Origin of the sequence: Paenibacillus sp. EKM10P (genome assembly GCF_011800655.1) — a bacterium.
GTDB lineage: Bacteria > Bacillota > Bacilli > Paenibacillales > Paenibacillaceae > Paenibacillus > Paenibacillus polymyxa.
Window position 1 is genome coordinate 424032 of record NZ_JAALET010000004.1, and the last position, 22023, is coordinate 446054.

The following is a 22023-nucleotide window of genomic DNA, read 5'->3' on the forward strand; positions in this document are numbered from 1 at the left end:
ATTGGGGTAACCATGCTAGTCGGAAAAGAATCCTTTTGTGATTTCCACACCATTCAGGAGGCGATTCATGTATTGGAGCAATCGCCTTCCAACGAAATGGAAACGCTAACTATTTTATCGGGTACCTATGAGGAAGAAGTGCGGATTTACCGTTCAAATCTACATATCATAGGCATCGGGCAGGTAGAGATTCATATGGACCGGTATGCCAAGGAGCGGAATGAAGCAGGTGAGGAAATAGGAACCTTTGCGACACCGACTTTATTTATAGGCGGCAGCCATCTAATCTTGGAAAATCTCATCATTTCCAACACGGCCGGACAGGGAGAACACATTGGGCAGGCCGTTGCGGTATACGCTCATTGTGATCAAACCGTCTTTAGAAACTGCACCTTTAAAGGGTACCAGGACACGTTATTTACAGGCCCTCTGCCTCCTGCACCCAAAGAACGATTAAAGTTTGGTGGAATTCCTTTGAAAGAACACCATGCACACTATCGCCAGCTTTATCAGCATTGTTACATCGAGGGTACGATAGATTTCATTTTTGGCGGGGCTACCGCTTACTTTGAAGATTGCGAGATTCGTAGTTTGCGTCATCATAAGAACCATACAAGCTACGTTACAGCCGCCTCTACACCGCAAGGACAAACGTACGGCTATGTATTCGATCATTGCTATTTAACCGCAGAGCCTGATATTACTCCTGTTTTTTTGGGCCGTCCATGGCGGGAATATGCCAAAACCGTATTTGTCGATTGTAAAATGGGCGACCATATCGACCCACGCGGCTGGGACAATTGGGACAATGTCGCGAATGAGAAAACCGTCTGCTATCAGGAATATGGCGGATCTGATGAAATAGCTTTATTACGTAAGCAGCGTGTTCCGTGGGCGGATTGCTTTGAAGCGAGGACAGAAGCATGGAGCAAGGAGCAGGTTTTTGAGGGAGTCACATTTTGGAAAGTAAGGAGAAGTGATGTCTCATGTTGATCCAAAACCCTATATTAAAAGGCTTTAATCCCGATCCGTGTATTACGCGAGTCGAAGATACTTACTATATTGTAGTGTCATCATTTGAGTGGCTGCCTGGAGTACGGGTGTATCAGTCCAAAGATTTGGCTCATTGGGAGCACTGCACGGATATTTTGACTGACCAGGTTGATTTGAGAGGGAACCCGAAAAATTGCAGCATTTGGGCACCGCAATTAAGCTATGCGGATAACCTTTTTTATCTGCTCTATACAGATGTGAAAAGCACCAAGCGTCCGTTCAAGGACGTTCATAATTTTGTGATAACGACACCCACGATCAACGGACCGTGGTCGGAACCCGTTTATCTGAATAGTAGTGGATTTGATCCATCTTTATTTCATGATGAGGATGGACGCAAATGGCTGCTGAACGCGTTGTGGGATTACCGCATGTTGGAAAGCAATAAGTCATCGGGTATTGTCATGCAGGAGTATGACAGCAGTCAACAGCGGCTTGTTGGCGAGCCTATTAAAATTTTTGATTGCACTCCATTGAAGAAGACAGAAGCGCCCCACATCTACAGGCAGAACGGTTATTATTATCTTGTTACAGCGGAAGGTGGAACGGGTACGGGGCATGCAGTTACCGTAGCACGCTCCAAGCAGATAACCGGCCCGTATGAAGTGGACCCGCATAACCCGATGCTTACGTCTCGTGATCTGCTGAATTTCCCTTTACAATGCGCAGGACATGGCAGTCTTGTGGAAACACCGGACGGAGAATGGTATATGGCTCATTTATGTACACGTCCAGTGGAGGGGAAATACGCCATTTTAGGGCGCGAGACAGCGTTACAGCAAGTATATTGGAATGATGAAGGCTGGCTGCGGTTAACCGCCGGGGGCCATACACCCCAATTGGAGGTGCCTGCGCCTCAAGGGACAATCTTGGTTCAGCAAGAGCAGCAGAAGTATATTTTCGAAGACTTTTTCGAGGGCCCCACACTTGACAAAACGTGGAACACATTGCGTATCCTGGCGGACGATAGCTGGTGTTCATTAAGTCAACGCCCAGGCTATCTTCGAATCCATGCTGGAGAATCCATACAAAGTCTGTTCCAGCATCACGTGCTTGCCATTCGGCAAACGGATCATCATTTCCGGGTAGAAACAGCACTGGAGTATCAGCCAACCAGCTATTTGCAAATGGCGGGACTTTTGCTGTATCTCAATGAAGAAGACTATTTGTATGCGTATGTTAGCTATGAAGAGGGAGTGGGAAAAGTGCTGCGCATGATGCGCTGTGAAGCTAATTCATTTACGCTAATTCCGCAAGTGATTGCCCTTCAGAATGATCTTCCTGTACATTTGGCTGTAGAGGTTCATGCATCCCATGCACAATTTTATTATGGAGTTGGAGATGAACCTTCCTGGACGCGACTTTTTGAAATACAGGATATCAGCTTTTTGTCTGGAGGATTTACAGGGAATTTTGTAGGTATTGCAGCTCATGATATGCAACAATTCCAAGGAAGCCATGCTGATTTCTCCCACTTCTTATACCATGGTAAGGACCATCTCTCCTCATAAAAATATAATACTGACTATACTGCAAGCACCTTAATGGGTGCTTTTTTTCTTTCGCAGATTACCTTTTCACATTATAATCTCGCAAAATCTCCAAAAAAGCAGTGGTTGCTTTCGTCTCAAATATCGCAGAAGGGGTCAGAAAAGAAAATTTCCGAATGAACGGGAGATTGAGAATATCCAATACTTCTAATGTTCCCAAAGCAAGTTCCTTTTGAATTACCCATTGGGACAGCAAAGAAATCCCCAAGCCTGCTTCTACCGACTCTTTGATGATCTGTGTACTGCCAAAATTCATCATATGAGAAGGATAAAATCGAAGCTGTGCAAACATCTTTTCAGCCGCCTCCCGAGTTCCAGAGCCTTCTTCCCGCAGAATCCAGATGTCCTCATGCAGCTCATTTATATCCACTTGAGATTTACCGGCCAAACGATGATTTTGCGGAACGACAATAACCATTTCATCATCGGCGAAGGATTCAATGTGCAAATGGTCATGCTGAAATTCTCCTTCGATAATGCCCACATCCAGTTGATTATGGATCACGAGCTTTTCAATTTCCAATGTATTGCCGATGGTAATGGAGGGCTGAATGAGTGGGTACTGAATTCTCATTTGCGCAATTACATGTGGTAATACATATTCACCATACGTGTAGCTTGCACCAATAGACAGGTTACCCTTTGCCGTATGCATTAGCTCATCCACCAAGTACTGCATACGTGTATGGAGTCGGATAATCTCCTGGGCATGATGATACACAATTTCACCTGCTTTAGTTAAGCGCACATATTTATTACTTCGCTCCAAGAGCCGGGTTCCTACACTGCGTTCCAGTGTTTGAATATATTGACTTACCGCAGGTTGGGTCATATGTAGTGCCTCAGCAGCTCGTGTAAAATTTTGTTTCTCCGCAACCCTAACAAAAACGACTAAAGATTGATCCAAAGCTTATTCCTCCAATTTAATCATGCCTATTTACTTATTATCATTATTATAATGATTTATTTTTCTTATGACAAAATACATATTAAGCTGTATGTATGTAGAATTGGAGGGAATCAGCATGAAAAGTCATATTCAACACAGTAAACTTTTATTGAACAAAGGTCGATTGTTTCGGTTTTTATTCGGCATTGTGCTAACGATGATCTTTGCACTGGCAGGATACGTCCTGAATGAAGTACCAGGCTTTCATTATGTAGGTCCATTGGCATGTGCGATGTTTCTCGCTATACTATACCGACAGTTGTGGGGATATCCTGAAGCTGTACGCTCAGGAATTGAATTTTCAGCTAAGAAAATACTGCGCGGAGCTATTGTGTTATATGGACTGAAGCTGAATATGGATGTTGTTATTCATCAGGGGCTGGGGTTGCTTTTACGTGATGTAGGCACTGTGGTGTTCGCCATTTTTTTTACGGTTTGGCTGGCCAAACGATGTAAGGCAGATGCTTCGCTTTCTCTACTTCTAGGGATTGGAACAGGAGTTTGCGGTGCAGCAGCAATAGCAGCTGTTTCTCCCTTGTTAAAGTCCGACGATGAGGATACAGCCATAGGAGTTGGACTCATTGCCTTGGTCGGAACGGTATTTGCTATTTTGTTTACAGTGCTTCGACCTTGGCTTCCTCTGACGGATATGCAATATGGAATCTGGTCGGGCATCAGCTTACATGAAATTGCACATGTGGCCTTAGCAGCAGCGCCTGCCGGACAGGATGCTCTTGCCATGGGTTTATTAGCCAAACTGGGGCGTGTCTTCTTACTCATACCGCTTAGCTTTATTTTAATGTATTGGATGAAACGAACCGGAAAGATTCGTACAGGTACTAAAGTGGAGTTCCCCTGGTTCCTCATTGGCTTTATTGCGGCAAGTATTTTGGGAAGTTATGTTTTTGGAAAATATATTTTAGTTCCACCTAATCTAATGAACGAACTTTCTCAGCTTACTACCTTTATGTTAACGATGGCTATGGTAGGCATGGGGCTGAATGTGAGCTTTAAGACTTTAAGAGAGAAAGCAATGCTGCCCTTACTTGTACTGTCTGTTACTTCGATCATTCTTGTAGGGCTAACGTTTGTAACTGTATAAATTGGAAGTATGTGCTTGTGATGAGATTGTAGCAAATGAGATTAGTAAAACTGGAAAGAGCTCTGCTTGCGTATAGCTGGCGGAGCTTTTTAGTGCTTTCGTATTACAAGGCTGAAATATATAATGAATGAATCGTAACTTTTTACATAGGAGTCGCGTCTATCAAAATGGAGGCTTCAGAGGTGCATAGAATGTAAAATTTACATAGTGAAAAATTAGAGATTGGTAGGGTACATATGAAGAAAATTAGTTTATTTGCTTTTTTGTTTCTGTTTCTATTAGCATTTCCAGGAGAAAGTCACGCTGCGTCTTCAAATTCACATATTCAGCTGGACGGTAAAGATATAAGTGTCAGCAAGGGCGCGCAGATTCAGGAAGTAAAGGGCAATGTGCTGGTTCCACTCCGTCTTATTGTAGAGGAATTGGGTTATCGTGTGAATTGGGAATCCAAGACAGGGACCATAACTATACATAAACAAAATCTCAACCTGAGCCTTCAGGTCAACAATCCCATTGCCTCAGTTAATAATCAACCGATGGGGTTGGCTGTAGCTCCTTTGCTGAACGGGGGAACGACTTATGTTCCACTTCGTTTTGTATCTGAACAGACAGGAGTTGAAGTGGCCTGGAACAACGAACTTAAAACTGTATTTTTGACGACTCCGTCTGCTTCAAGCGGAAACAGCGTGACCACCCGTGATCACTCTGCTACTCAAGCTGCAAGTGATGCTACAGAGAGTGAGCGTACAGCTATACACCAAATTAGCTTCAACAATCACGAATTGATGATAACGGTGGATGGAAAGGTAAGCCCCAAAGTAACCACATTGACTCAACCAGATCGTATTGTTATAGATATACCTGATTCGAAGTTTGGCGAGGAATTTCCAGCTTCGCAATCTATTAACAATGGTGGACAAGGAAGCTTTCTAGTCACAGAAGATCTAGATGCTTCCAAGGTAAGATACTCCATGTTTAGCACAAACCCAGCCTCGGCACGTATTGTGGTTGATCTTGATCACAGCACACCCTTTCATCTTATTAATGCAGATGATGGTAAAGTTGTCATAGCGTTGGATCAGGCTTCGGAGGAGTCAGCATCTACCGATACTGTTATATCTACTATACCTGTTGAGCCTACGATTTCTTCTGACGGACACGCGCAGGGGATTGACGTCTCGCACCATAATGGCAATATTGATTGGCAGCAGGTGGCGGCAGCAGGCAAGACATTTGCTTTTATTAAAGCTACAGAGGGCACCAAGTATCAAGATAATCAATTTTTAGCAAATGTTCAGGGGGCCAGAGATGCTAACATCCTGGTTGGCGCTTATCACTTTTTAAACGCAACTACCGTAGATGGAGCTCGCCAGGAAGCAGCTAATTTCGCCAGGGCTCTAGATTCAGCAGGAGGAAGGCTGGATCTGCCCCCTGTGATGGATTATGAAAATAATCCTAAAGGTCTTACTTCCGCACAGATCAGTGAAGTGGCTCATGCATTTTTGGATGAAATGGAGAAGCTTACCGGACGTGAGCCGATCGTATACACGGGAAATGTCTTTGCTTCCAAGTTTGATCCTACGTTTTCTATGTATAAATTGTGGGTAGCGCGATACAGCACTACGCAAAAGCCGACCGCAGTTCCAGCTTGGAATAGCTGGTGGGCTTGGCAATACAGTAGCACAGGCAGTGTTCCAGGTATTAGCGGCCAAGTCGATCTAGATGAGTACAATGGAACGATAGATGAACTTCGTGCTTCATTGGCAGGCTCGCTTGATTAGAGGGTCATGTCATGATTAATCCTCGCGAATCCGGATAGGATCTGCGAGGATTTTTAATGTCTGATTTGTTTAGTTGGGCATGATCCATACGATTTCGCTGATTCGAACAAAGAATTTTTTTCCGTATACATCCAAGATGACATGGTCAGGCTTACTATCTACTACACATCCATCAATTCTGCCACGTGTTGTTTCAAGTACAACGTACTTGCCGATCATTGATTTTAATGTCTCTACGACATATGGATCTACGGGGTGTACCACGACATGGTGGGAGGTAGGATGGTGAGGAAAAGGTTGGTTAACGTTATAATTAAACATTTGATTTGAATTCAATTGCTTCACTCCTTCAGGATTAGTTGTGATATCCTATGCTCCTGCCTAGGAAAGGTGTAGGCTAATGCCCATCCGTGAAAATATTCATAACATTGCCAAAAAGCCCGGTCCATAGGAAAGCTCCATACATAAGCTATGTTGTACCTTGAATTAAAGGAGGCAATGATCCATGAGTGAATGTGAAAGAGGTTGCGGTGGCGGTTCGGTAGGGGGCTACCCAGGCGTTTGGACATCGACAGGAGCTATTCTGGTATTGTTCATTCTGCTCGTTATCATTACAAAGTCTTTCTGGATCTAAATTCAATTGAGTAGCTTAACCCCTCATTGGTATATTACCGGTGGGGGGTTAAGTGCTTTAGAGAATGGATTGTATGATAAAACACCCCAAATAACAGCGCACAAGCCCAACACAACTGTGCAGGGCTGGGGATCTGTCAAATGGGGTGTTTTGGCATCAATAAGCCGAAACGGGAGATGGATGAGGATTAAATTAAAGCAATCGCTAATAGGGTAAATAGGCTCAAAGTTAAGATTTGATCACCATACCCGTAAGGATAAAAGGCAGACGTTTGTACACGTCCGTTCCGCTCGGTTTTTAAGTACACATTTTTACGATCCACATCCGTAATGGTTCCTTCGTACTGTTTTCCGTCAATGGTGAGAATACGCACCTTTTTATTCATACAGTTCAAACAGTTGTAGTAAGCGTCCATTCAATCACCCCCTCTTATACACATTGGCATTTTATGAGAGGGAAAGTCTTATGGTAACGGCGAACATACAGGGAAGGGGGATTCCGGCGTACTTCAGGTCTGACTAGGGTTAATCTTGCTCTTGATAGGGATTAAAGGAAAAGCCAGGGTATCCATGAGTATAGGTGTAACCTCTTTGGGGGGCGATCTGACGATGTGATGAAGTATCGTTTAGCCTTACATGAATCCCTGGTTTTCGAGGTGGCTGCTGCTTGCAGTCATTGGGAGGACCGATGATGACAGGTTTTTTAATAGGGGCGAGCGCTTCCTGAACCTTTTTCTCATCCAGGCAGTAAGTATGAGCCATAATGTTACTCGGCGTTAGCCGCAAAACATCGGAGCCTAAAATGAATTCAGGGACTGGAGCGTTAAAAATCGCCAACAAGTGAGTGTTGTCCACCGTGGCGACTAGATAATGCCACCATCCCTGAGGGACGTTAGCCACCTGTCCAGGTGTAATCGGAAAATGTCGTAACTCGCGAGTAAAGGGATTAATCAGTGACACGGTCACTGCTCCAGAAATACAGTATATTAGTTCTGTGGCATTTTGATGGTAGTGAGGCTCTACAACATTAGCAGTGCTGAGACGGATATCCAGTAGCGATACATTTGCTAATGTATTCAGCTGCTGGATCGACAGCTCGTTGATTGAGTTCTGAGCATCTTTCTGAAACAAAATATTGTCGCTTAAATCATAGGTGAACTGTACAGTGGGAGAGGTGTAATCCATATATGAATTCACGTGTCCTTTCCTGCCTTTCTGTTACTCGAAATGAATGATCGTACGCTACCCTATGCATTCGCCTATATTTATGTGCACAAAATGTGGTTTGAAAAAGCAAATGTCAGATTCAGGTCCTGGGTAGATTGAATCGAAAAATAGCGAAAAAAGTCACGTATTCAAGTGTAGTCGAAATGTGGTCTATTGCCCTCTCATACACGTCAGCCCCTTAGGAATGGTGTTTTATTAGCTTAGTTATTCTTAGGACCAGAGCCGGATGATACGTAAATGCGGCTTGTGGTATACTGCAACGGACGTGTGAATGCATCAATATCCGATTCCATATATAGCCACGCGTCATTTCCGCAGCTAGTCATAAGTTATGGCAAAAGAAGCATCATCGGATAAACGTCCCTGAGTTGTACAGGCCGGAATGGTTGCACCGGACAGAACATGAAAGAGGAGGTTGTCTGGAATATGAAAAAATTATCTATTTTAATCCTGTCCTGCGCATGCATGTTAGGTACAGTATTATCAGTCGCACCAGGACAAGCACAGGCACAATCGTCAGCTTTAAAGAAAGGGATTCAAAGCGAACGGGTGCTGGAGCTTCAACAGCAGCTTCATTCACTCGGTTACTTCAAAGCTGGTTTTACGGGATACTATGGCTCTTTGACCAGCAAAGCGGTGGCTCGTTTTCAGCGGGATAACGGTCTGACGCCTGATGGTATAGCGGGAGCGGCAACACAGGCCAAGCTGGATTCGTTCGGAAAGGTCCGCGTAACCGCGTTGGATCAACTGGCACGGATCATTTATTCCGAGGCGCGTGGGGAATCGTTTGAAGGACAAGTAGCTGTTGGCGCTGTCGTATTAAACCGTGTGCAGTCCGGCGAGTTTCCAAGCTCGATTCCCGACGTTATTTTACAGCCGGGTCAATTCACCGCTGTACAGGATGGTCAATACCGCCTGAAGCCCAACAAGACTGCGTACCGAGCAGCCAGACAGGCACTTAATGGGGCTGATCCGACCAATGGGTCCTTGTTTTATTACAACCCAGCGATTGCCACAGCCAAATGGAGTAAAAGCCGTCCGGCTGTCATCTCACTTGGTCGTCATACATTTACGAATTAATTCCATATGAGCATTTGTAATTTTTTCAGCCGTCAGTAGCTTCTTCTAGAAGTGGTGACGGCTTTTTGTGTATTCACAATTTTGTAATATATTAGGGGTGATGTATCTCGTTTTATATTAAAAATTCTACCTATTATTCCGATACTCTTAATAGACAAAAAATGAAATCAAAGGAGTCTTTCTAAAATGAGTCAACATCCTTATACCATCGAAGTGGATCAAGTCATTAAAACGGTACATATGGCAGTGAATGGAGTTTTTAGCCAAGAGGAGTACGACAGCTTTGTAAAGGATTATATCGCCAAAACTTCATCTATTCAGGCATCGAGCTTTACACTCAAGGTAGACTGCACCCAAATGGCACTTTTGGGACCAGGTGAAGTAGAGAAACTGAAGGGTTCTTTTGCACGTTATAAAGAAACTGGATTTGCCAAAATAATTTTTGTTATCAGCCTCCAGCAAACGATTATTAAAATGCAGCTTGGTCGCGTAGCACGTGAAGCAGGATTAAACAACGTAGATATTGTAGTACAATAATGCGCTGACGTATGAGTAAGGGGGAAACCTGATGAGCCATATCAGAATAAAAGCACTGGGAGCGTATCATCCGTCCCACTCGTTGAATAACGAATATTATATTCGCCATTTTGACGAGCGGGGAAAAGATATCCGGCGCTTCATGGAGCATATGGGAAGAAAACACCGCTATATCATTGATGACCCCAACGAAAACGGTCTAACTATGGGGATAGCAGCTGCGCAAAAAGCATTGGAGCAAGCTGGTATGACAGGTCGTGATGTGGATATGATCGTGTTCTCCACTCAAGTTCCTGAGTCGCTGTTTCCGATGAATGCCTTGTTTGTTCACCAGGCGATTGGGGCCAGACATGATGTGGCAGTGATGGATTCCAATGCGAATTGTGCAGGGATGACAGTAGCTGTCGATCAAGCCAGTCGGTCGATGTTATCTAATCCCGATGTACGGACAGCGCTTATTATCGGCTCAGATTATAATTCGCTCATTTCCGATCCTGCGGATGAGATTACTTATGCGAACTATGGGGATGCTGCGTGCGCAGTTATTTTGGAGCGTACTGAAGAGGAAACTGGATTCATAGATTCCCTGTATTTTACGGACCCCGTCAATATAGATAAAATTTTGTACCCAGCTCAGGGGTTAGCGGCGACACTTCAAAGGAACGCGCCCGGAAAATATATTCAATGGCTTCCGTTCGACGCCAATATGGCCCTGCCTCCAACATTTGAGCTGCTTGAACGCATTATAAAAAAGAATGGGCTGACGCCTCAGGATGTGCGGGCTTATTGTCTGTCGCAGTTTTCATTGGCCAATGTGTTGAAGATCCAGGATCATTTGGAGCTAGAGGATGATCAGATGATTTATGTGGGTGATCGTTATGGTTATACAGGTACCAGCAGCCCGTTCATTGCTCTATATGAAGGTATTGGATCAGGTCGTATCCGGCGTGGCGATCATGTGCTATTCTGGACGATCGGAGCTGGATATCAACTGGTTGCTATGTTGTTCAAATATTAGGAATACGAAGACCTTGCAGCTGCAAGGTCTTTTTGTATTTCCCACCATGATAATTGTAATGATTTGGTTGTGTTAGGGGTGATTATTTTGTAAAATTTAAACATTGAATTCATAAGGGAGAGCTCATATTGCGGACATTGGATAACATGACAATGATGACGGAAAACATCGTACACAATTCATAATAGGAGCTGAAGGGTTATTAAAATCGAAAATTTGTTTTACGGGGAACGAATAAAACTGGCGGCAGTTAGGGAAGAAGATGCTGAACTGATGTTCAAATGGGGCGAGGATGCGAAGTATTTGCGAAATGTAGATACGGATTTGGCACTCCCCTACACGTTGAAACAGATGGAATCGGAAGGATCTCCTAGCTCTAACGAGATCTATTTTCGGTTAAGAACATTGGCAGACGATGTCTTGATCGGATTTGTTGCTATTCATGGGATTGAGTGGAATAATCGCTGCGGGCAGCTGGCAGTAGGTATAGGTAATACAGACTACCGTGGCAAGGGGTTTGGAGCGGAAGCTATACGTCTCATTCTTCGTTATGCGTTTTATGAGCTGAATCTTAATCGGGTCGGCTTGGATGTGATTGAGTACAATACACAAGCGATCCGTACCTATGAAAAGGCAGGGTTCCAGCTGGAGGGTAGAGTTCGTTCCGCTGTTCTCCGTGATGGCAACAGCTATGATCGTATTATGATGGGCATCCTGTACTCTGAATGGATTTCGACTCTTCAAGAATAATAGATACACAATTTGTTCATAAAATATTCCATAATAAGCCTTTTAATAATGTGGAAAGAGGTTTATAGTTAAGGGGTCACATGCCCAAATCATTATTAATTTGAGTATGAGTCAAAGCTGAGGAGGAATTTACATGACAAATGTTGTAAGGTCCGTCACTTCACCCAAGAAATTTATTTCTGGACAAAATCTGCTCTCGTCGTTAAATGACTACATCAAGGATTATGGCGATAAAGCCTATGTTATTTGCGATGAGTTTATACTTGAAAGAGCCCAAAAGGAGGCAGGTGCTTCGATTGAAGCAGCTGGTAACCAAGTGGTCTTCGAGAAATTCCAATATGAATGTACAAAAGAAGAGATTGATCGTAACCGTGAATTAGTACGTAAACATGGTTCGAACATCATTATAGGGATTGGCGGGGGAAAAACGCTGGATACCGCCAAGGCAACAGCATATTATGAAAAGCTGCCTGTTGTTATTTTTCCAACGATTGCTTCTACAGATGCTCCTTGTACCGCGCTTGCGGTTATTTACAAGAAGGATGGCTCTTTTGATGAATATTTGTTCCTGCCTACGAATCCAGATGTAGTACTTGCGGATACAGGTATTTTGGCAGCGGCGCCTGCACGTTTCTTTGCAGCAGGAATTGGTGATGCACTGGCAACTTATTTTGAAGCTCGTGCCTGCTATCAGGCCAACGGGGACAATCTGGTGCTGAACAAGCCTTCCACTACAGGTCTGGGACTTGCTCGCCTTTGTTATGATACATTGCTGGAAAATGCTGTGAAGGCCAAACGCGCAGTGGATCGTAAAGTGTATACTCGTGCGGTTGAGGATACGATTGAAGCGACTATTTATCTGAGTGGTGTGGGAGCAGAATCAGGTGGATTGGCAGCGGCACATGCTATTCATAATGGTATGACGGCTGTTCCTTCGCTCCACAAAGCACAGCATGGTGAGAAAGTTACTTTTGGCTTGTTAACTCAGCTGGTGCTGGAAAACGCGCCAAAAGAAGAGCTGGAGACTGTGATTAAGCTGGTTAAGGATGTAGGGCTTCCATTAACTCTTCGTGACCTGGGTGTAGAGGAATTTGTTGAGGCTGAATGGCGCCAGGTGGCTGAAGCTGCTTGTGCGGCAAATGATACGATGATCAACATGCCGTTCCCGGTTAGTCCTGATGATGTGTATAATGCAATCATCGCAGCCAATGCGATTGCAGAATCCTATCAATAATAGTTTCTTTCTAATTAGAAAAGTGAACTTTACAAAGACGGGTCTGTCATAACACTGACAGGCCCGTTTCGTTTATGTGCACTAACGAGTGAAACGAAAGAAGGGACCAGGGACTTATATCCTATCTTGTTCTGACCGATATAGATATAACAGGGAAATTAGGTTGGTCACACAGCAGGAGGAGATTTGATGTTGGTACATGGTAAAACACGTAGGGGCAACTTGTACATCCACATGTCCAGCGGTTTTCACAAGATTGGGGATTTTCGGGAAGAATATTCCGTAGCACCAGGTGATCGGCTGATGTCTAGATTAACCAAGCGGATCTACACCATTGTATCCGTACATCTTGGTGAAGAGGCGTATGCCGATCTTGATCTTGAAGAGGTAATCAGAAATAGTTAGAGAGTTTCTTTTGACTGGGTATGAAAAAAGCTTGTATTTCGCTCTAGGAGCAAAGTACAAGCTTTTTTCTTTCAGCGGAGGGACTCATGGAGAAGATCTCGTGTGATAATATTATTTTGGTTCATAAAATGTCTAATGGTTGCCTGCGAATTAGTTGCCGACAGTTCCTTTCCCCATGTCATAGCATAAGCCCAGGCTGGCTGATTCTGTAGCACCTTCGCACTTGGCAGAATATCGCTTTCTCCGATTCCCATAGGCTTGCCTTGTGCAAGCTTTAGCAATTCAGTGTAGTAGGAGGATTTGTAATCATTATTATAGATATCGGCTGCAAGCACATCTACCCGGTTAATGCCTGGAAAGGACAGATTATAGGGCGTGCTGTATGCGTTCGGGGCATTGGGACTCCAGACCCACAATAGGTTATCTAAATGATGGACATGTACGAACCGATCATACATTAGATCCCACAGCTTAGCGTAATTTTGTTTGTTCCCCCACCAAAACCAGTTGCCGTTCATTTCATGATAGGGTCTCCATAAAACTGGTACATCCGCATCCCGTAAGGTCTTAAGGGACAGAGCCGCCTCGTCCAAATCAGCGATGAGCTGCTTATATTGCGGGGTACCCGGCGTGATGTAACGATTAAATTCAGCTTGAGTAATTTTTGCTTGTACGTTTTTCCACGTTTTTGGCTTGCCCGGTAACGCCTGATGAAAGGTGATAGCTACGATTCCGCCGTCCTGGCTCCATTCAATAGCACTATTCACAACGCGCTGACGTTGCTCTCGTAAAGCAGTACGGGACTGATTAGCCAACCCACCAAACTCATAGCCGTGAAGTCCTGCGTATTGTCCGCTGATTTGTTGCAGCTTGTTATTTTGTTCATCCGGTGCCTCTAAATAATCATGCTGTCCAGAAATTAGCATACCATCCGGTACATTAGTTAAATAGGCAAGTAATTGCCTGGCTTTGGCAGAGGCATGAGCATTAATTGGCGGGGCGGCATCGGCAACAATGAACGATTGTTGAGAGCCGCTAAAGAGTAAAACAAGCATTAGCAGTAGCACCCTCTGTAACCAAAAGCGTGTTGAGTGAGATTTCATGGCGCTCCTCCTTTGATGCTGGTAATGGGATTAGTGTTTTTCTTTGTGTTTTCTAAGTTGTATGTAGGCGCTAATCATGATCATTATCAGACTAATCATAGTCCACCCATTGAGTTCCTGCGATTGTATCCAATTGTCCCACACAAGGAAGCCTGATATAAAAACAAGCAAACCCACTATAAGGTACATTTTGGTTTGTGCTGGACGCTTGGTACGTTTAGAAACCCAATGTATGATGCCCAAAATGATGGCTGCCTGAAATAAAAATATACCCATTATCATTAAACTAGCTATAAAAATAGGGGACATCCGTATCCTCCTCCTAGGTCTACAAACAGAATATGCAGGTTGTAACCGCAGATGTGGATTCTTAGATGCAAGTTTTAGGACAGGGTGAGTAACTGTTGTGCTCTGGTTATGATCTTGAACAAGTTGACTAAATTATACCATAACTACCGTCCTGCAATGAAAGGCGTCTAAATACCCACTCTACCTTGATTCGCCATCATACTTTATATTCAGTGAAATATCGACATATGGTTTGTACACTACGTACATATGAAGCTCCGTTTGGAAATGGCGGTAAAGTATAAGCATAAATGCAACGCGAAATCGACGGAAAAGTTTGGTATGATTAAAGTGGATTGCAAAGGAGGTTTTCATATGAATGAAGAAAACAGACCATTTTCTAGTCCAGCAGATGCTGAGGGAACCAAAGCAAACTTTGATGCCAATCAGCGGAAGCTTCACTCCGAGGGAGCTTCAAGCCTTTGGCGACAGGTCAGTAATCTGCTTATTCTGGTTGGCGTAATTGCATTGATTATTATTATAGGCCGATTACTTTAATGAGATGACTGAAAAGTCAAAAAGATTAGGGATGTGAAATGGAGTGTTAAAGGCAGCTTTACTTTTTATTTTGGCTGGCATCGCCGAAATCGGAGGTGGATATTTGATCTGGCAGTGGCTGCGAGAAGGCAAGACATGGTATGTCGGACTTTGCGGCGGAGTGATTTTAGCTGTCTATGGAGTCATTGCCACCTTCCAGGTTTTCTCCTCCTTTGGGCGTGTATATGCAGCATACGGAGGTGTCTTTATTGTTCTTTCCATTGCATGGGGCTGGTGGATTGATAAAAAGACACCTGACTTGTACGATTTCATTGGTGGATTGATTTGTTTGGTAGGTATAGCTGTAATTCTGTTGCCGCGCTCAGGGTGATAGGACAAAAACCCCTTTTTTATTTTTAAAAACATGACTATAGGTCTACAAAAATAAGCTTCATATTCCGAAATAGAACTTAAGGAGGGGGTTCTATGAACTGGAATCAAATGAAGCTTAGATTGAAATTTGGCAGTGCTATGCCGAAGAGTGAAGGTAATTTCTCTTTTGGTCTCTTGTGTGGACTCTTCATCAGCATTGTGCTGTGGATCTCAATTATTGGTTGGATCATGCTTATCTTCAAGTGATGCTTAACAAAAACCTGTGACTTATCATTCATGCTTTATTTTGTAAAATCATTACGTAGTTTGTCTATTCCACGGCCTACGGCTTCATCAATCATATCGGTAGCTGCAGGTGAATCGGCACCAGGGTCAGGAATCCGATCAAATCCTGGTTCACGCTTATCCAGAGATTGTTTATATTCGATTTGATCGTCAGTAAGACTCTTTTTTTCGGAATTATGTTTTTTCATAGCACATTACACGCTCCTTCTTAGGCATGGTCAGTTCTACACTTTACATAAACGCTTATGCTCCATATTAAACGCTTATAAAATAAACCGGGAAGGATAAATCCCGCCCGGTACTTTCCAAACAACTAGCGATGCTCAATCAAATCAATCGCTCCCAGAACAACATGAGCCAGTCCGAAACCGAGAATGCCTGTAGCTGCAAGTTTGTACTTACTGCTCAGCAACACAGCGCCTGAAGCCGATACTACCGTCCCAAGAACAGCTGGAATCATACCTTCACGCATTCGTAACACCCCTTCTGGTGGTTTGGAAAGACGTTTATTAGTGTAGTTCAAATGTGCACAAGTTATACAAAAAGAGAAATTTTTTATTTTTTTAAAAACCCCTTTACATTTTGATGAAATTATCGTATTATAAGTTGGTGCCCAGATGAACGACATTTACATAACGAGAACACTTCTTAGTAAGTAAGCTTCTCAGATACTTGTAAGACAAGAACAAGTAAGTGTAAAATAGCGTTCCTAAATGCTTGCCGGGGTGGCGGAATTGGCAGACGCACAGGACTTAAAATCCTGCGGTAGGTGACTACCGTACCGGTTCGATCCCGGTCCTCGGCATCCTAGTTTATTGCATGAAGCCCTTGATAATCAGGGGCTTTTTGCTTTTTTTAGGGGTTGAGATCTAAAACCCATATCATAAGGGGCGAGTGCCATTTTCACTTTTGGGGACGGATTGGGGACGAATTTTTGGATTTACGCATAGCTTTGACATGAGTGGATACTTCCTCTATATGCATATCTGCATACCTCATAGGCTTCATTTTTTATGGAAAGGTAAAGTCTCCAGACTGAGTCGCTCTTGATTAACGCATCAATAACTTTGGTTGCTTCTTCCTCAAAATAGTTTTTCTGTTCTCTTTATGCCTTTCTTATCCTCGTTACTAATATCCGCTAGGGGATTGTTTTTCGTAGCCTGATGAAGGAGAGATTGAGGTAAAGTAGGAGCCTACCCTTATTCTAATATGACTTCCATCATAATTTTGGTAATATAATCTTTTTCCCGGTATTTTACCACGGCATCATAAATATATTCTTCAAAAACATAATCTCCTAAAGATAAGTTTAGTCGATCTATTTCCGAAAAAAGTCGATCATAGGTTTCATGGATGCTCTTTTCTTCACCAATATGGTAGCCCGTTAGAAAATATCCTTTCTTAGTTTTCAAATAAGGATAGTCCTCCCGAGGATTAGGTTGCTTTATGTACAGATAACTGTAGTTCGTATGTTCACCCTTCAATACTTGCTCTTTTTTTGTAATACCCCCAATAGGATATCCTGTATCAAGAAATGATACATATAATTCGTCAACAAATTCTGAAACCACTCTCACAAAATCTTCTTCCGAAATATTTTTTATATTTTTACTAAGATAAAGTGTTGCTTCTGCGTGTTCTTCAAGAGAAATCTGATGAAAATCTAACCGCAATGCCTCTTCCATGAGTTCTATTTTTGCGTCAATGATCCTTTCCGTCATTTCAATTTCTTTTCTTTTTTTAACAATGTTCTCTTTCTGTTGGTGCATTAAAGATAAAAAGCTGGCAGGTGATTTGTGTTTCATATACTGCTGGATTTCTTTGAGTGACATTCCAAGATCTTTTAACAATTCAATAACGTTGAACCATTCTAATTGACGAATAGAATAAAAACGATATCCTTTATCGTTTTTGTAAATCGGAGAAAAAAGGCCAATTTGATCGTAATAGAGTAATGTCTGCTTATTAACTTTACATAGATCGGAAAATTCCCTCGGAGTAAAGTATTTTTCATTCATTTTTGAGTGCCTCCCTTGACTATATAGTTACTATATACCATATGATCGTTTTGTAGACAAACTAAATGGAAAGGTTTTGTTATTATGTTTAGCGAAATTCGGGTTGTAACGAGCTCGAATGAAAAAGAAGTACTTTCCTTAAGCATAGCTAAGGATCAGCGACAGTTTGTAGAATCCATCTCACAGTGTTTACAAGAGGCTAGGGAGGATACTCGTTTTGTACCAGTAGGTCTGTATAAAAATGGTATACCAGTGGGTTTTGCTATGTACGGTAAATTTGAAGACGAAGTCTGGTTCGATCGGTTTCTAATAGATGAGCGATTTCAGGGAATGGGCTTGGGCAAATATTTTATGGAAAAGCTTATTTCATTTTTAGAAAATAAGTACCCTGGCCACCATATTTATTTAAGTGTTTATGAAAATAATATCCATGCAATTCAATTATATAAACAATTTGGATTTACTTTCACAGGTGACTTTTATACACCAAAAGAAAAAATAATGAATAAAAGAAATCAATGAGATTGATAAGTTTTGAACATAGGATGCAACTGTCAAAAGGAGATTAAATGTAATGAATGTTAAAAAATATTTAGGTGTCTTGCTTTTTATTTTAGTGACCATCCTGTTTACAGGCTGTTCGCTCCAAACGGTCTCATTAAAGGACTCGACACACAGCAGTTCTGTTTTAACGCAATTTGATGAAGTCGCTAAATATATTTCGGAGCATAATGATCTTCCCGGGAATTATATAACCAAGAAAGAGGCCAGAAAATTAGGCTGGGAGCCTAGTGAAGTAAATTTGGAAAAAGTAGCCCCAGGCAAAAGCATAGGCGGTGATGTATTTCGAAATCGAGAAGGCTTGTTGCCCGAGAAAAAAGGGAGAATTTGGTACGAAGCAGACATTAATTACTCAGGCGGAACTAGGGGGAGCGATCGAATTCTCTACTCCAATGATGGCTTAATCTATAAAACAACTGATCATTACCGTACGTTTGAGCAACTAAAAGAATGAAGGAGGCTTTATGATGGTTGTAATTATAAATGGAAATAACATTCATGGAAAAGAAGAATTACATGACACACTTCAAGCCCAGCTTGGATTAGACCAAACTTACGGTCGAAATTTGGATGCATTATGGGATTGCTTAACTGGCTCCATCCCGATGCCACTTACAATTCAATGGCTTGATTTTCACGCAAGCAGGAAATCCCTTGGAGAATATGCCGATCGTTTGTTGGATTTAATGCGTGAAGCCGAAGAAGAGGTGGAGAATTTTACTTTTGACGTGAAAGTATAATTATCTTTTTAAGATTTTCACTTTTAGTTAGGAGAACAAAGACGAATTGGGGACAGACTCTGGTATTTTATATAGATTACAGTATCTGCAGGTACACAGGACCAACGAAGCGCCTCACCGTTAATATGCGGAGGAGGCACTTTAATTTTGGGAAAATTACATGCTATAAAATTCAGTTTAGTTTTGTGTTTTGTAATGATAATTCTGCTACCAAATGATTTATTATCTTAATCTGGATATAGATACATCATCCAAAAGAATGGTTGCAAAAGCATCCTGTGCTGTAACGCGAAACACTAAATCTCTGGAGACTGTCCCCGAATTCCCTGAGATTGAGAAGGTACGGGAGACTCTCTCATATTGTGATGAAGGTAGCGAGTTAAGCTGGATCGTGTAGGTTTGCTCTCCTAAACTAATTTGAAGCCGACCACCGAAAGGACTGATCAAATTACGTACCCAGAAGGTCACACGGTATCTTCTTCCTCTTCTCAGATCGGAAATCGTTTGTCTAAGCGAGACGCTGTGCCCCGGGTTAGCTGAGATTCTGACGGCTTGATTGCCACTGTGCGGGTTGGTTCTGGTAATAAAGATTTGACCTGTCACGTTGTTGACGTTTGCAATCCAAGGTGTCAAATCCTGATCTTCAAAGCCGCCGTTTCTAACAACAGCCTGAGTAGGCAATATTCTTTTCTTCTTCATTGCGTGAGGTTGAGATTGTATAGGGGATCTATTCATCCCTCTACGGACAGTAGCTGTACTTTTTCCAGTTTTTTTAGGTTTCATCTGAGCCAACTCTCTTTCAGTAAAAAATGTATTTTGTATTAGTAGTTTATGAAAGTGTGAATAATAGTGTTCATATTAAGAGAAACCAAAAATACCGCCGTATGGCGGTATTTTTTTGGTTATGTAATTACAGCGAAGAAAGAGTTTTACGACTTTATAGAGCAAAATCTTGTAACAGAGGGCCGAAGCCTTTCTATTGCATAAGTTGGTATAATCATTGGTACAGCAACTTTTGACAGAAAGACATCGGAGACGAAAATTATCCCGAAAAGCGCAGAAATGCTTGTTATTCAGGAACTCTTAGCAAAGACTACAACATAGCAAACGCATAGTGATGTAGATCAATTCAGCCGCATTTGAACTGTGAATTTGACGCACAAATTTGGATTTGGCCATGGGAAGGTGGGTTCAGTGAAGCTGATATGAGTCTGACATACCATATGGAACAGTTAAGAGTCTGTTTTATGAATTTTATTAACTATGTATATATTGTAATGGATAAGAATACAGGAGACATTGCTATTGTCGATCCGTCATGGGATTTATCGAAAATAGAGTTATATCTTCGACAGTTGAATGGTAATCTCAGAGCCATACTATTAACCCATTCACATTTAGATCATGTTAATTTGGTAAATCCGCTCCTGGAAAAGTATAGACCGCACGTATTCATGTCAATACAAGAAATCGATTATTACCATTTTAGATGTGAAAATTTACATCCCGTTAAAGATGGGGATATTATCAAACTTGGAGAAACAGAAATTAGAAGTCTTTTGACCCCAGGACATACCGTGGGAAGTGTATGCTATCTTTTATCCAATCACTTGTTTACGGGGGATACCATTTTCATTGAAGGTTGTGGCTTTTGTGATCCGAATGGAGGAGATCCGAAAGACTTATATCATAGCGTTCAAAAAATAAAGCGAGAGGTTGATAGCTCCATTCAAATTTATCCTGCTCATTCATATGGTAAAGCACCTGGGTTCCCACTCAGTCACCTTATGGATGAAAATATTTATTTTCAATTTACGAGCATGAAGCCGTTTATTAATTTCAGAATGCGCCCCAACCAAAAAGGTTTATTCAATTTTAAATGAGTTGGTAAAAAGGGGGCAGTTCTAAAGGGTGATGGGGCCTCTACCCCCTTAAATATAGACCGGGTTGTTGCCAAAATGGCAATTGACACTGTTTGAGCAGAGGATTATAATGGAAATATACTATTCCAATTATATGATTATATGAAAAATAAAGGAACTTGTTTGCGGTTAATCGCTGGCGGGTCACGTTAACCACTGATGAGGGACATATCGTGAGAGATTGTAGCTTATCAAGCAGGATAAGTGAAAGGGCGAAGCTATGCATACACTGGCAGCAGACATTATAGGGGTTGATTTGGCAGTATGTTTTGTTAGGAGATGAGCGGAGTGAATTGGTACGTGCTTTTTGTGCGAACGGGTAGGGAAGAAAGGGTTAAACAACTTTTTAATAAGTGGTTTGATTCTGAAGTTTACAAACCATTTATACCGCTCCAAGAGAGGCTTTTTAAAGTAGCAGGAACAGTCAAGAAAGAATTAGCGCCTTTGTTCCCTAGTTATGTGTTTATTGAGTCCAACTTACCTGACTTGCAGTTCGTAACAAGTACAAATTCAATGATTTATACTTCCAGCGATATCATTCGTTTATTGAGATATTCGAAGTTAGAAGCTTCTATGCGAGATTGCGAGAGACAAGTTTTAGAGAGTTTATGCAATGATAGATATTGTATAGAATGCTCAACTGGAATTATTGAAGGAGACAATATACGTATCATAGAAGGGCCGCTTAAAGGAAGAAGCAGCATAGTTAAGAAGATAGACAGACATAAAAGACAGGCGGTTATTCAGCTAGAATTTATGGGTGATATCAGACTAGTGAACGTAGCTTTAGAAATTATTAGTAAAGTTTAAATAGAATAATCGTGGGGATATCTTCTCCATTTGGAAGCTTTCAGAGC

Annotated in this window: 28 protein-coding genes and 1 tRNA gene; 20 read left to right on the forward strand and 9 right to left on the reverse strand. The window is 42.2% G+C overall.

Annotated features, from left to right (window positions below):
- Nucleotides 1–12: 12 nt before the first annotated feature.
- Nucleotides 13–993, forward strand: coding sequence for a pectinesterase family protein (locus HFE01_RS14395; RefSeq protein ID WP_016821512.1), 981 nt, complete (start codon nt 13–15; stop codon nt 991–993).
- Complete coding sequence (locus HFE01_RS14400) at nt 987–2564, forward strand: glycoside hydrolase family 43 protein (protein WP_107733319.1); 1578 nt, start codon at nt 987–989, stop codon at nt 2562–2564. Before HFE01_RS14395 ends, HFE01_RS14400 begins: the two co-directional genes overlap by 7 nt.
- Nucleotides 2565–2622: 58 nt before the next feature.
- Here HFE01_RS14400 and HFE01_RS14405 read toward each other — a convergent pair whose 3' ends face one another.
- Entirely contained in the window at nt 2623–3510 is an 888-nt protein-coding gene (locus HFE01_RS14405) for a LysR family transcriptional regulator (protein WP_025365328.1), read from the reverse strand.
- A gap of 118 nt (nt 3511–3628) precedes the next feature.
- Here HFE01_RS14405 and HFE01_RS14410 point away from each other — a divergent pair, with 118 nt between their 5' ends.
- Together HFE01_RS14410 and HFE01_RS14415 are read left to right on the forward strand one after the other, a co-directional pair.
- A complete protein-coding gene (locus HFE01_RS14410) occupies nt 3629–4654 on the forward strand; it encodes a YeiH family protein (RefSeq protein WP_016821509.1) in 1026 nt (341 codons plus the stop codon).
- A gap of 236 nt (nt 4655–4890) precedes the next feature.
- Nucleotides 4891–6435, forward strand: coding sequence for a GH25 family lysozyme (locus HFE01_RS14415; protein ID WP_107733320.1), 1545 nt, complete (start codon nt 4891–4893; stop codon nt 6433–6435).
- A 69-nt stretch (nt 6436–6504) separates the two neighbouring features.
- On the opposite strand, the gene HFE01_RS14420 is transcribed toward HFE01_RS14415, so the two are convergent.
- Nucleotides 6505–6771 carry a DUF2642 domain-containing protein gene (locus tag HFE01_RS14420; RefSeq protein ID WP_016821507.1) on the reverse strand — a complete coding sequence of 89 codons (267 nt, stop codon included), beginning with the start codon at nt 6769–6771 and terminating at the stop codon, nt 6505–6507.
- A 169-nt stretch (nt 6772–6940) separates the two neighbouring features.
- Here HFE01_RS14420 and HFE01_RS27620 point away from each other — a divergent pair, with 169 nt between their 5' ends.
- Complete coding sequence (locus HFE01_RS27620) at nt 6941–7069, forward strand: hypothetical protein (RefSeq protein ID WP_016821506.1); 129 nt, start codon at nt 6941–6943, stop codon at nt 7067–7069.
- A 187-nt stretch (nt 7070–7256) separates the two neighbouring features.
- Here HFE01_RS27620 and HFE01_RS14425 read toward each other — a convergent pair whose 3' ends face one another.
- Together HFE01_RS14425 and HFE01_RS14430 are read right to left on the reverse strand one after the other, a co-directional pair.
- On the reverse strand, nt 7257–7484 hold the full coding sequence (locus HFE01_RS14425) for an LSm family protein (protein WP_016821505.1): 228 nt from the start codon (nt 7482–7484) through the stop codon (nt 7257–7259).
- A gap of 109 nt (nt 7485–7593) precedes the next feature.
- The gene (locus tag HFE01_RS14430) at nt 7594–8265 is read right to left on the reverse strand and encodes a cupin domain-containing protein (RefSeq protein WP_031461763.1); all 672 of its coding nucleotides are present in this window, start codon (nt 8263–8265) and stop codon (nt 7594–7596) included.
- 456 nt (nt 8266–8721) lie between these two features.
- Here HFE01_RS14430 and HFE01_RS14435 point away from each other — a divergent pair, with 456 nt between their 5' ends.
- The 6 genes from HFE01_RS14435 to HFE01_RS14460 all read left to right on the forward strand — a co-directional run bounded on the left by HFE01_RS14435 (nt 8722) and on the right by HFE01_RS14460 (nt 13319).
- Nucleotides 8722–9375, forward strand: coding sequence for a cell wall hydrolase (locus tag HFE01_RS14435; protein WP_016821503.1), 654 nt, complete (start codon nt 8722–8724; stop codon nt 9373–9375).
- Nucleotides 9376–9561: 186 nt separating this feature from the next.
- Nucleotides 9562–9912, forward strand: a complete 351-nt coding sequence (locus tag HFE01_RS14440) for a hypothetical protein (protein WP_016821502.1) — start codon at nt 9562–9564, stop codon at nt 9910–9912.
- Between the two features lie 31 nt (nt 9913–9943).
- Nucleotides 9944–10930 carry a ketoacyl-ACP synthase III gene (locus HFE01_RS14445; protein ID WP_016821501.1) on the forward strand — a complete coding sequence of 329 codons (987 nt, stop codon included), beginning with the start codon at nt 9944–9946 and terminating at the stop codon, nt 10928–10930.
- A 216-nt stretch (nt 10931–11146) separates the two neighbouring features.
- The gene (locus tag HFE01_RS14450; protein WP_016821500.1) at nt 11147–11680 is read left to right on the forward strand and encodes a GNAT family N-acetyltransferase; all 534 of its coding nucleotides are present in this window, start codon (nt 11147–11149) and stop codon (nt 11678–11680) included.
- Between the two features lie 133 nt (nt 11681–11813).
- Nucleotides 11814–12914, forward strand: a complete 1101-nt coding sequence (locus HFE01_RS14455) for a glycerol dehydrogenase (RefSeq protein WP_016821499.1) — start codon at nt 11814–11816, stop codon at nt 12912–12914.
- A gap of 189 nt (nt 12915–13103) precedes the next feature.
- The gene (locus tag HFE01_RS14460) at nt 13104–13319 is read left to right on the forward strand and encodes a hypothetical protein (protein ID WP_013371960.1); all 216 of its coding nucleotides are present in this window, start codon (nt 13104–13106) and stop codon (nt 13317–13319) included.
- Nucleotides 13320–13390: 71 nt separating this feature from the next.
- Here the strand turns inward: HFE01_RS14460 and HFE01_RS14465 are convergent, their stop codons facing one another.
- Nucleotides 13391–14422: a glycosyl hydrolase gene (locus HFE01_RS14465; RefSeq protein WP_102998788.1), complete on the reverse strand. Its 1032-nt coding sequence runs from the start codon at nt 14420–14422 to the stop codon at nt 13391–13393.
- Nucleotides 14423–15085: 663 nt separating this feature from the next.
- Here HFE01_RS14465 and HFE01_RS14475 point away from each other — a divergent pair.
- The 3 genes from HFE01_RS14475 (at nt 15086) to HFE01_RS14485 (ending at nt 15886) form a co-directional block, all read left to right on the forward strand.
- Entirely contained in the window at nt 15086–15268 is a 183-nt protein-coding gene (locus tag HFE01_RS14475; RefSeq protein ID WP_016821496.1) for a hypothetical protein, read from the forward strand.
- Between the two features lie 43 nt (nt 15269–15311).
- Nucleotides 15312–15638, forward strand: a complete 327-nt coding sequence (locus HFE01_RS14480; protein ID WP_013371956.1) for a YnfA family protein — start codon at nt 15312–15314, stop codon at nt 15636–15638.
- Nucleotides 15639–15733: 95 nt separating this feature from the next.
- Nucleotides 15734–15886 (forward strand): hypothetical protein, encoded by a 153-nt coding sequence (locus tag HFE01_RS14485; protein WP_019688000.1) that lies wholly within the window; start codon nt 15734–15736, stop codon nt 15884–15886.
- Between the two features lie 35 nt (nt 15887–15921).
- Here the strand turns inward: HFE01_RS14485 and HFE01_RS14490 are convergent, their stop codons facing one another.
- On the reverse strand, nt 15922–16113 hold the full coding sequence (locus tag HFE01_RS14490) for a hypothetical protein (RefSeq protein ID WP_019687999.1): 192 nt from the start codon (nt 16111–16113) through the stop codon (nt 15922–15924).
- A gap of 125 nt (nt 16114–16238) precedes the next feature.
- Nucleotides 16239–16397 carry a hypothetical protein gene (locus tag HFE01_RS14495; RefSeq protein ID WP_013311032.1) on the reverse strand — a complete coding sequence of 53 codons (159 nt, stop codon included), beginning with the start codon at nt 16395–16397 and terminating at the stop codon, nt 16239–16241.
- 247 nt (nt 16398–16644) lie between these two features.
- Between HFE01_RS14495 and HFE01_RS14500 the strand changes: the two genes are divergently transcribed.
- Nucleotides 16645–16730: transfer RNA gene (locus HFE01_RS14500), tRNA-Leu, on the forward strand.
- Between the two features lie 394 nt (nt 16731–17124).
- Here HFE01_RS14500 and HFE01_RS14505 read toward each other — a convergent pair.
- The gene (locus HFE01_RS14505; protein WP_107733326.1) at nt 17125–17943 is read right to left on the reverse strand and encodes a MerR family transcriptional regulator; all 819 of its coding nucleotides are present in this window, start codon (nt 17941–17943) and stop codon (nt 17125–17127) included.
- A gap of 84 nt (nt 17944–18027) precedes the next feature.
- On the opposite strand from HFE01_RS14505, the gene HFE01_RS14510 reads away from it, so the two are divergent.
- Genes HFE01_RS14510 through HFE01_RS14520 form a run of 3 tightly spaced genes read left to right on the forward strand, consistent with a single transcriptional unit; the run spans nt 18028 to nt 19244 of the window.
- Nucleotides 18028–18465, forward strand: a complete 438-nt coding sequence (locus HFE01_RS14510; protein WP_107733327.1) for a GNAT family N-acetyltransferase — start codon at nt 18028–18030, stop codon at nt 18463–18465.
- Between the two features lie 52 nt (nt 18466–18517).
- A complete protein-coding gene (locus HFE01_RS14515) occupies nt 18518–18958 on the forward strand; it encodes a ribonuclease domain-containing protein (protein WP_107733328.1) in 441 nt (146 codons plus the stop codon).
- A 13-nt stretch (nt 18959–18971) separates the two neighbouring features.
- Nucleotides 18972–19244: a barstar family protein gene (locus tag HFE01_RS14520; protein WP_016821490.1), complete on the forward strand. Its 273-nt coding sequence runs from the start codon at nt 18972–18974 to the stop codon at nt 19242–19244.
- A gap of 222 nt (nt 19245–19466) precedes the next feature.
- Here the strand turns inward: HFE01_RS14520 and HFE01_RS14525 are convergent, their stop codons facing one another.
- Nucleotides 19467–19943, reverse strand: a complete 477-nt coding sequence (locus HFE01_RS14525) for a carbohydrate binding domain-containing protein (protein WP_243208195.1) — start codon at nt 19941–19943, stop codon at nt 19467–19469.
- Between the two features lie 524 nt (nt 19944–20467).
- Between HFE01_RS14525 and HFE01_RS14530 the strand changes: the two genes are divergently transcribed.
- A complete protein-coding gene (locus tag HFE01_RS14530) occupies nt 20468–21127 on the forward strand; it encodes an MBL fold metallo-hydrolase (protein WP_243208196.1) in 660 nt (219 codons plus the stop codon).
- A 318-nt stretch (nt 21128–21445) separates the two neighbouring features.
- Nucleotides 21446–21976: an antiterminator LoaP gene (gene loaP, locus HFE01_RS14535; protein WP_206704151.1), complete on the forward strand. Its 531-nt coding sequence runs from the start codon at nt 21446–21448 to the stop codon at nt 21974–21976.
- Nucleotides 21977–22023: the final 47 nt, after the last annotated feature.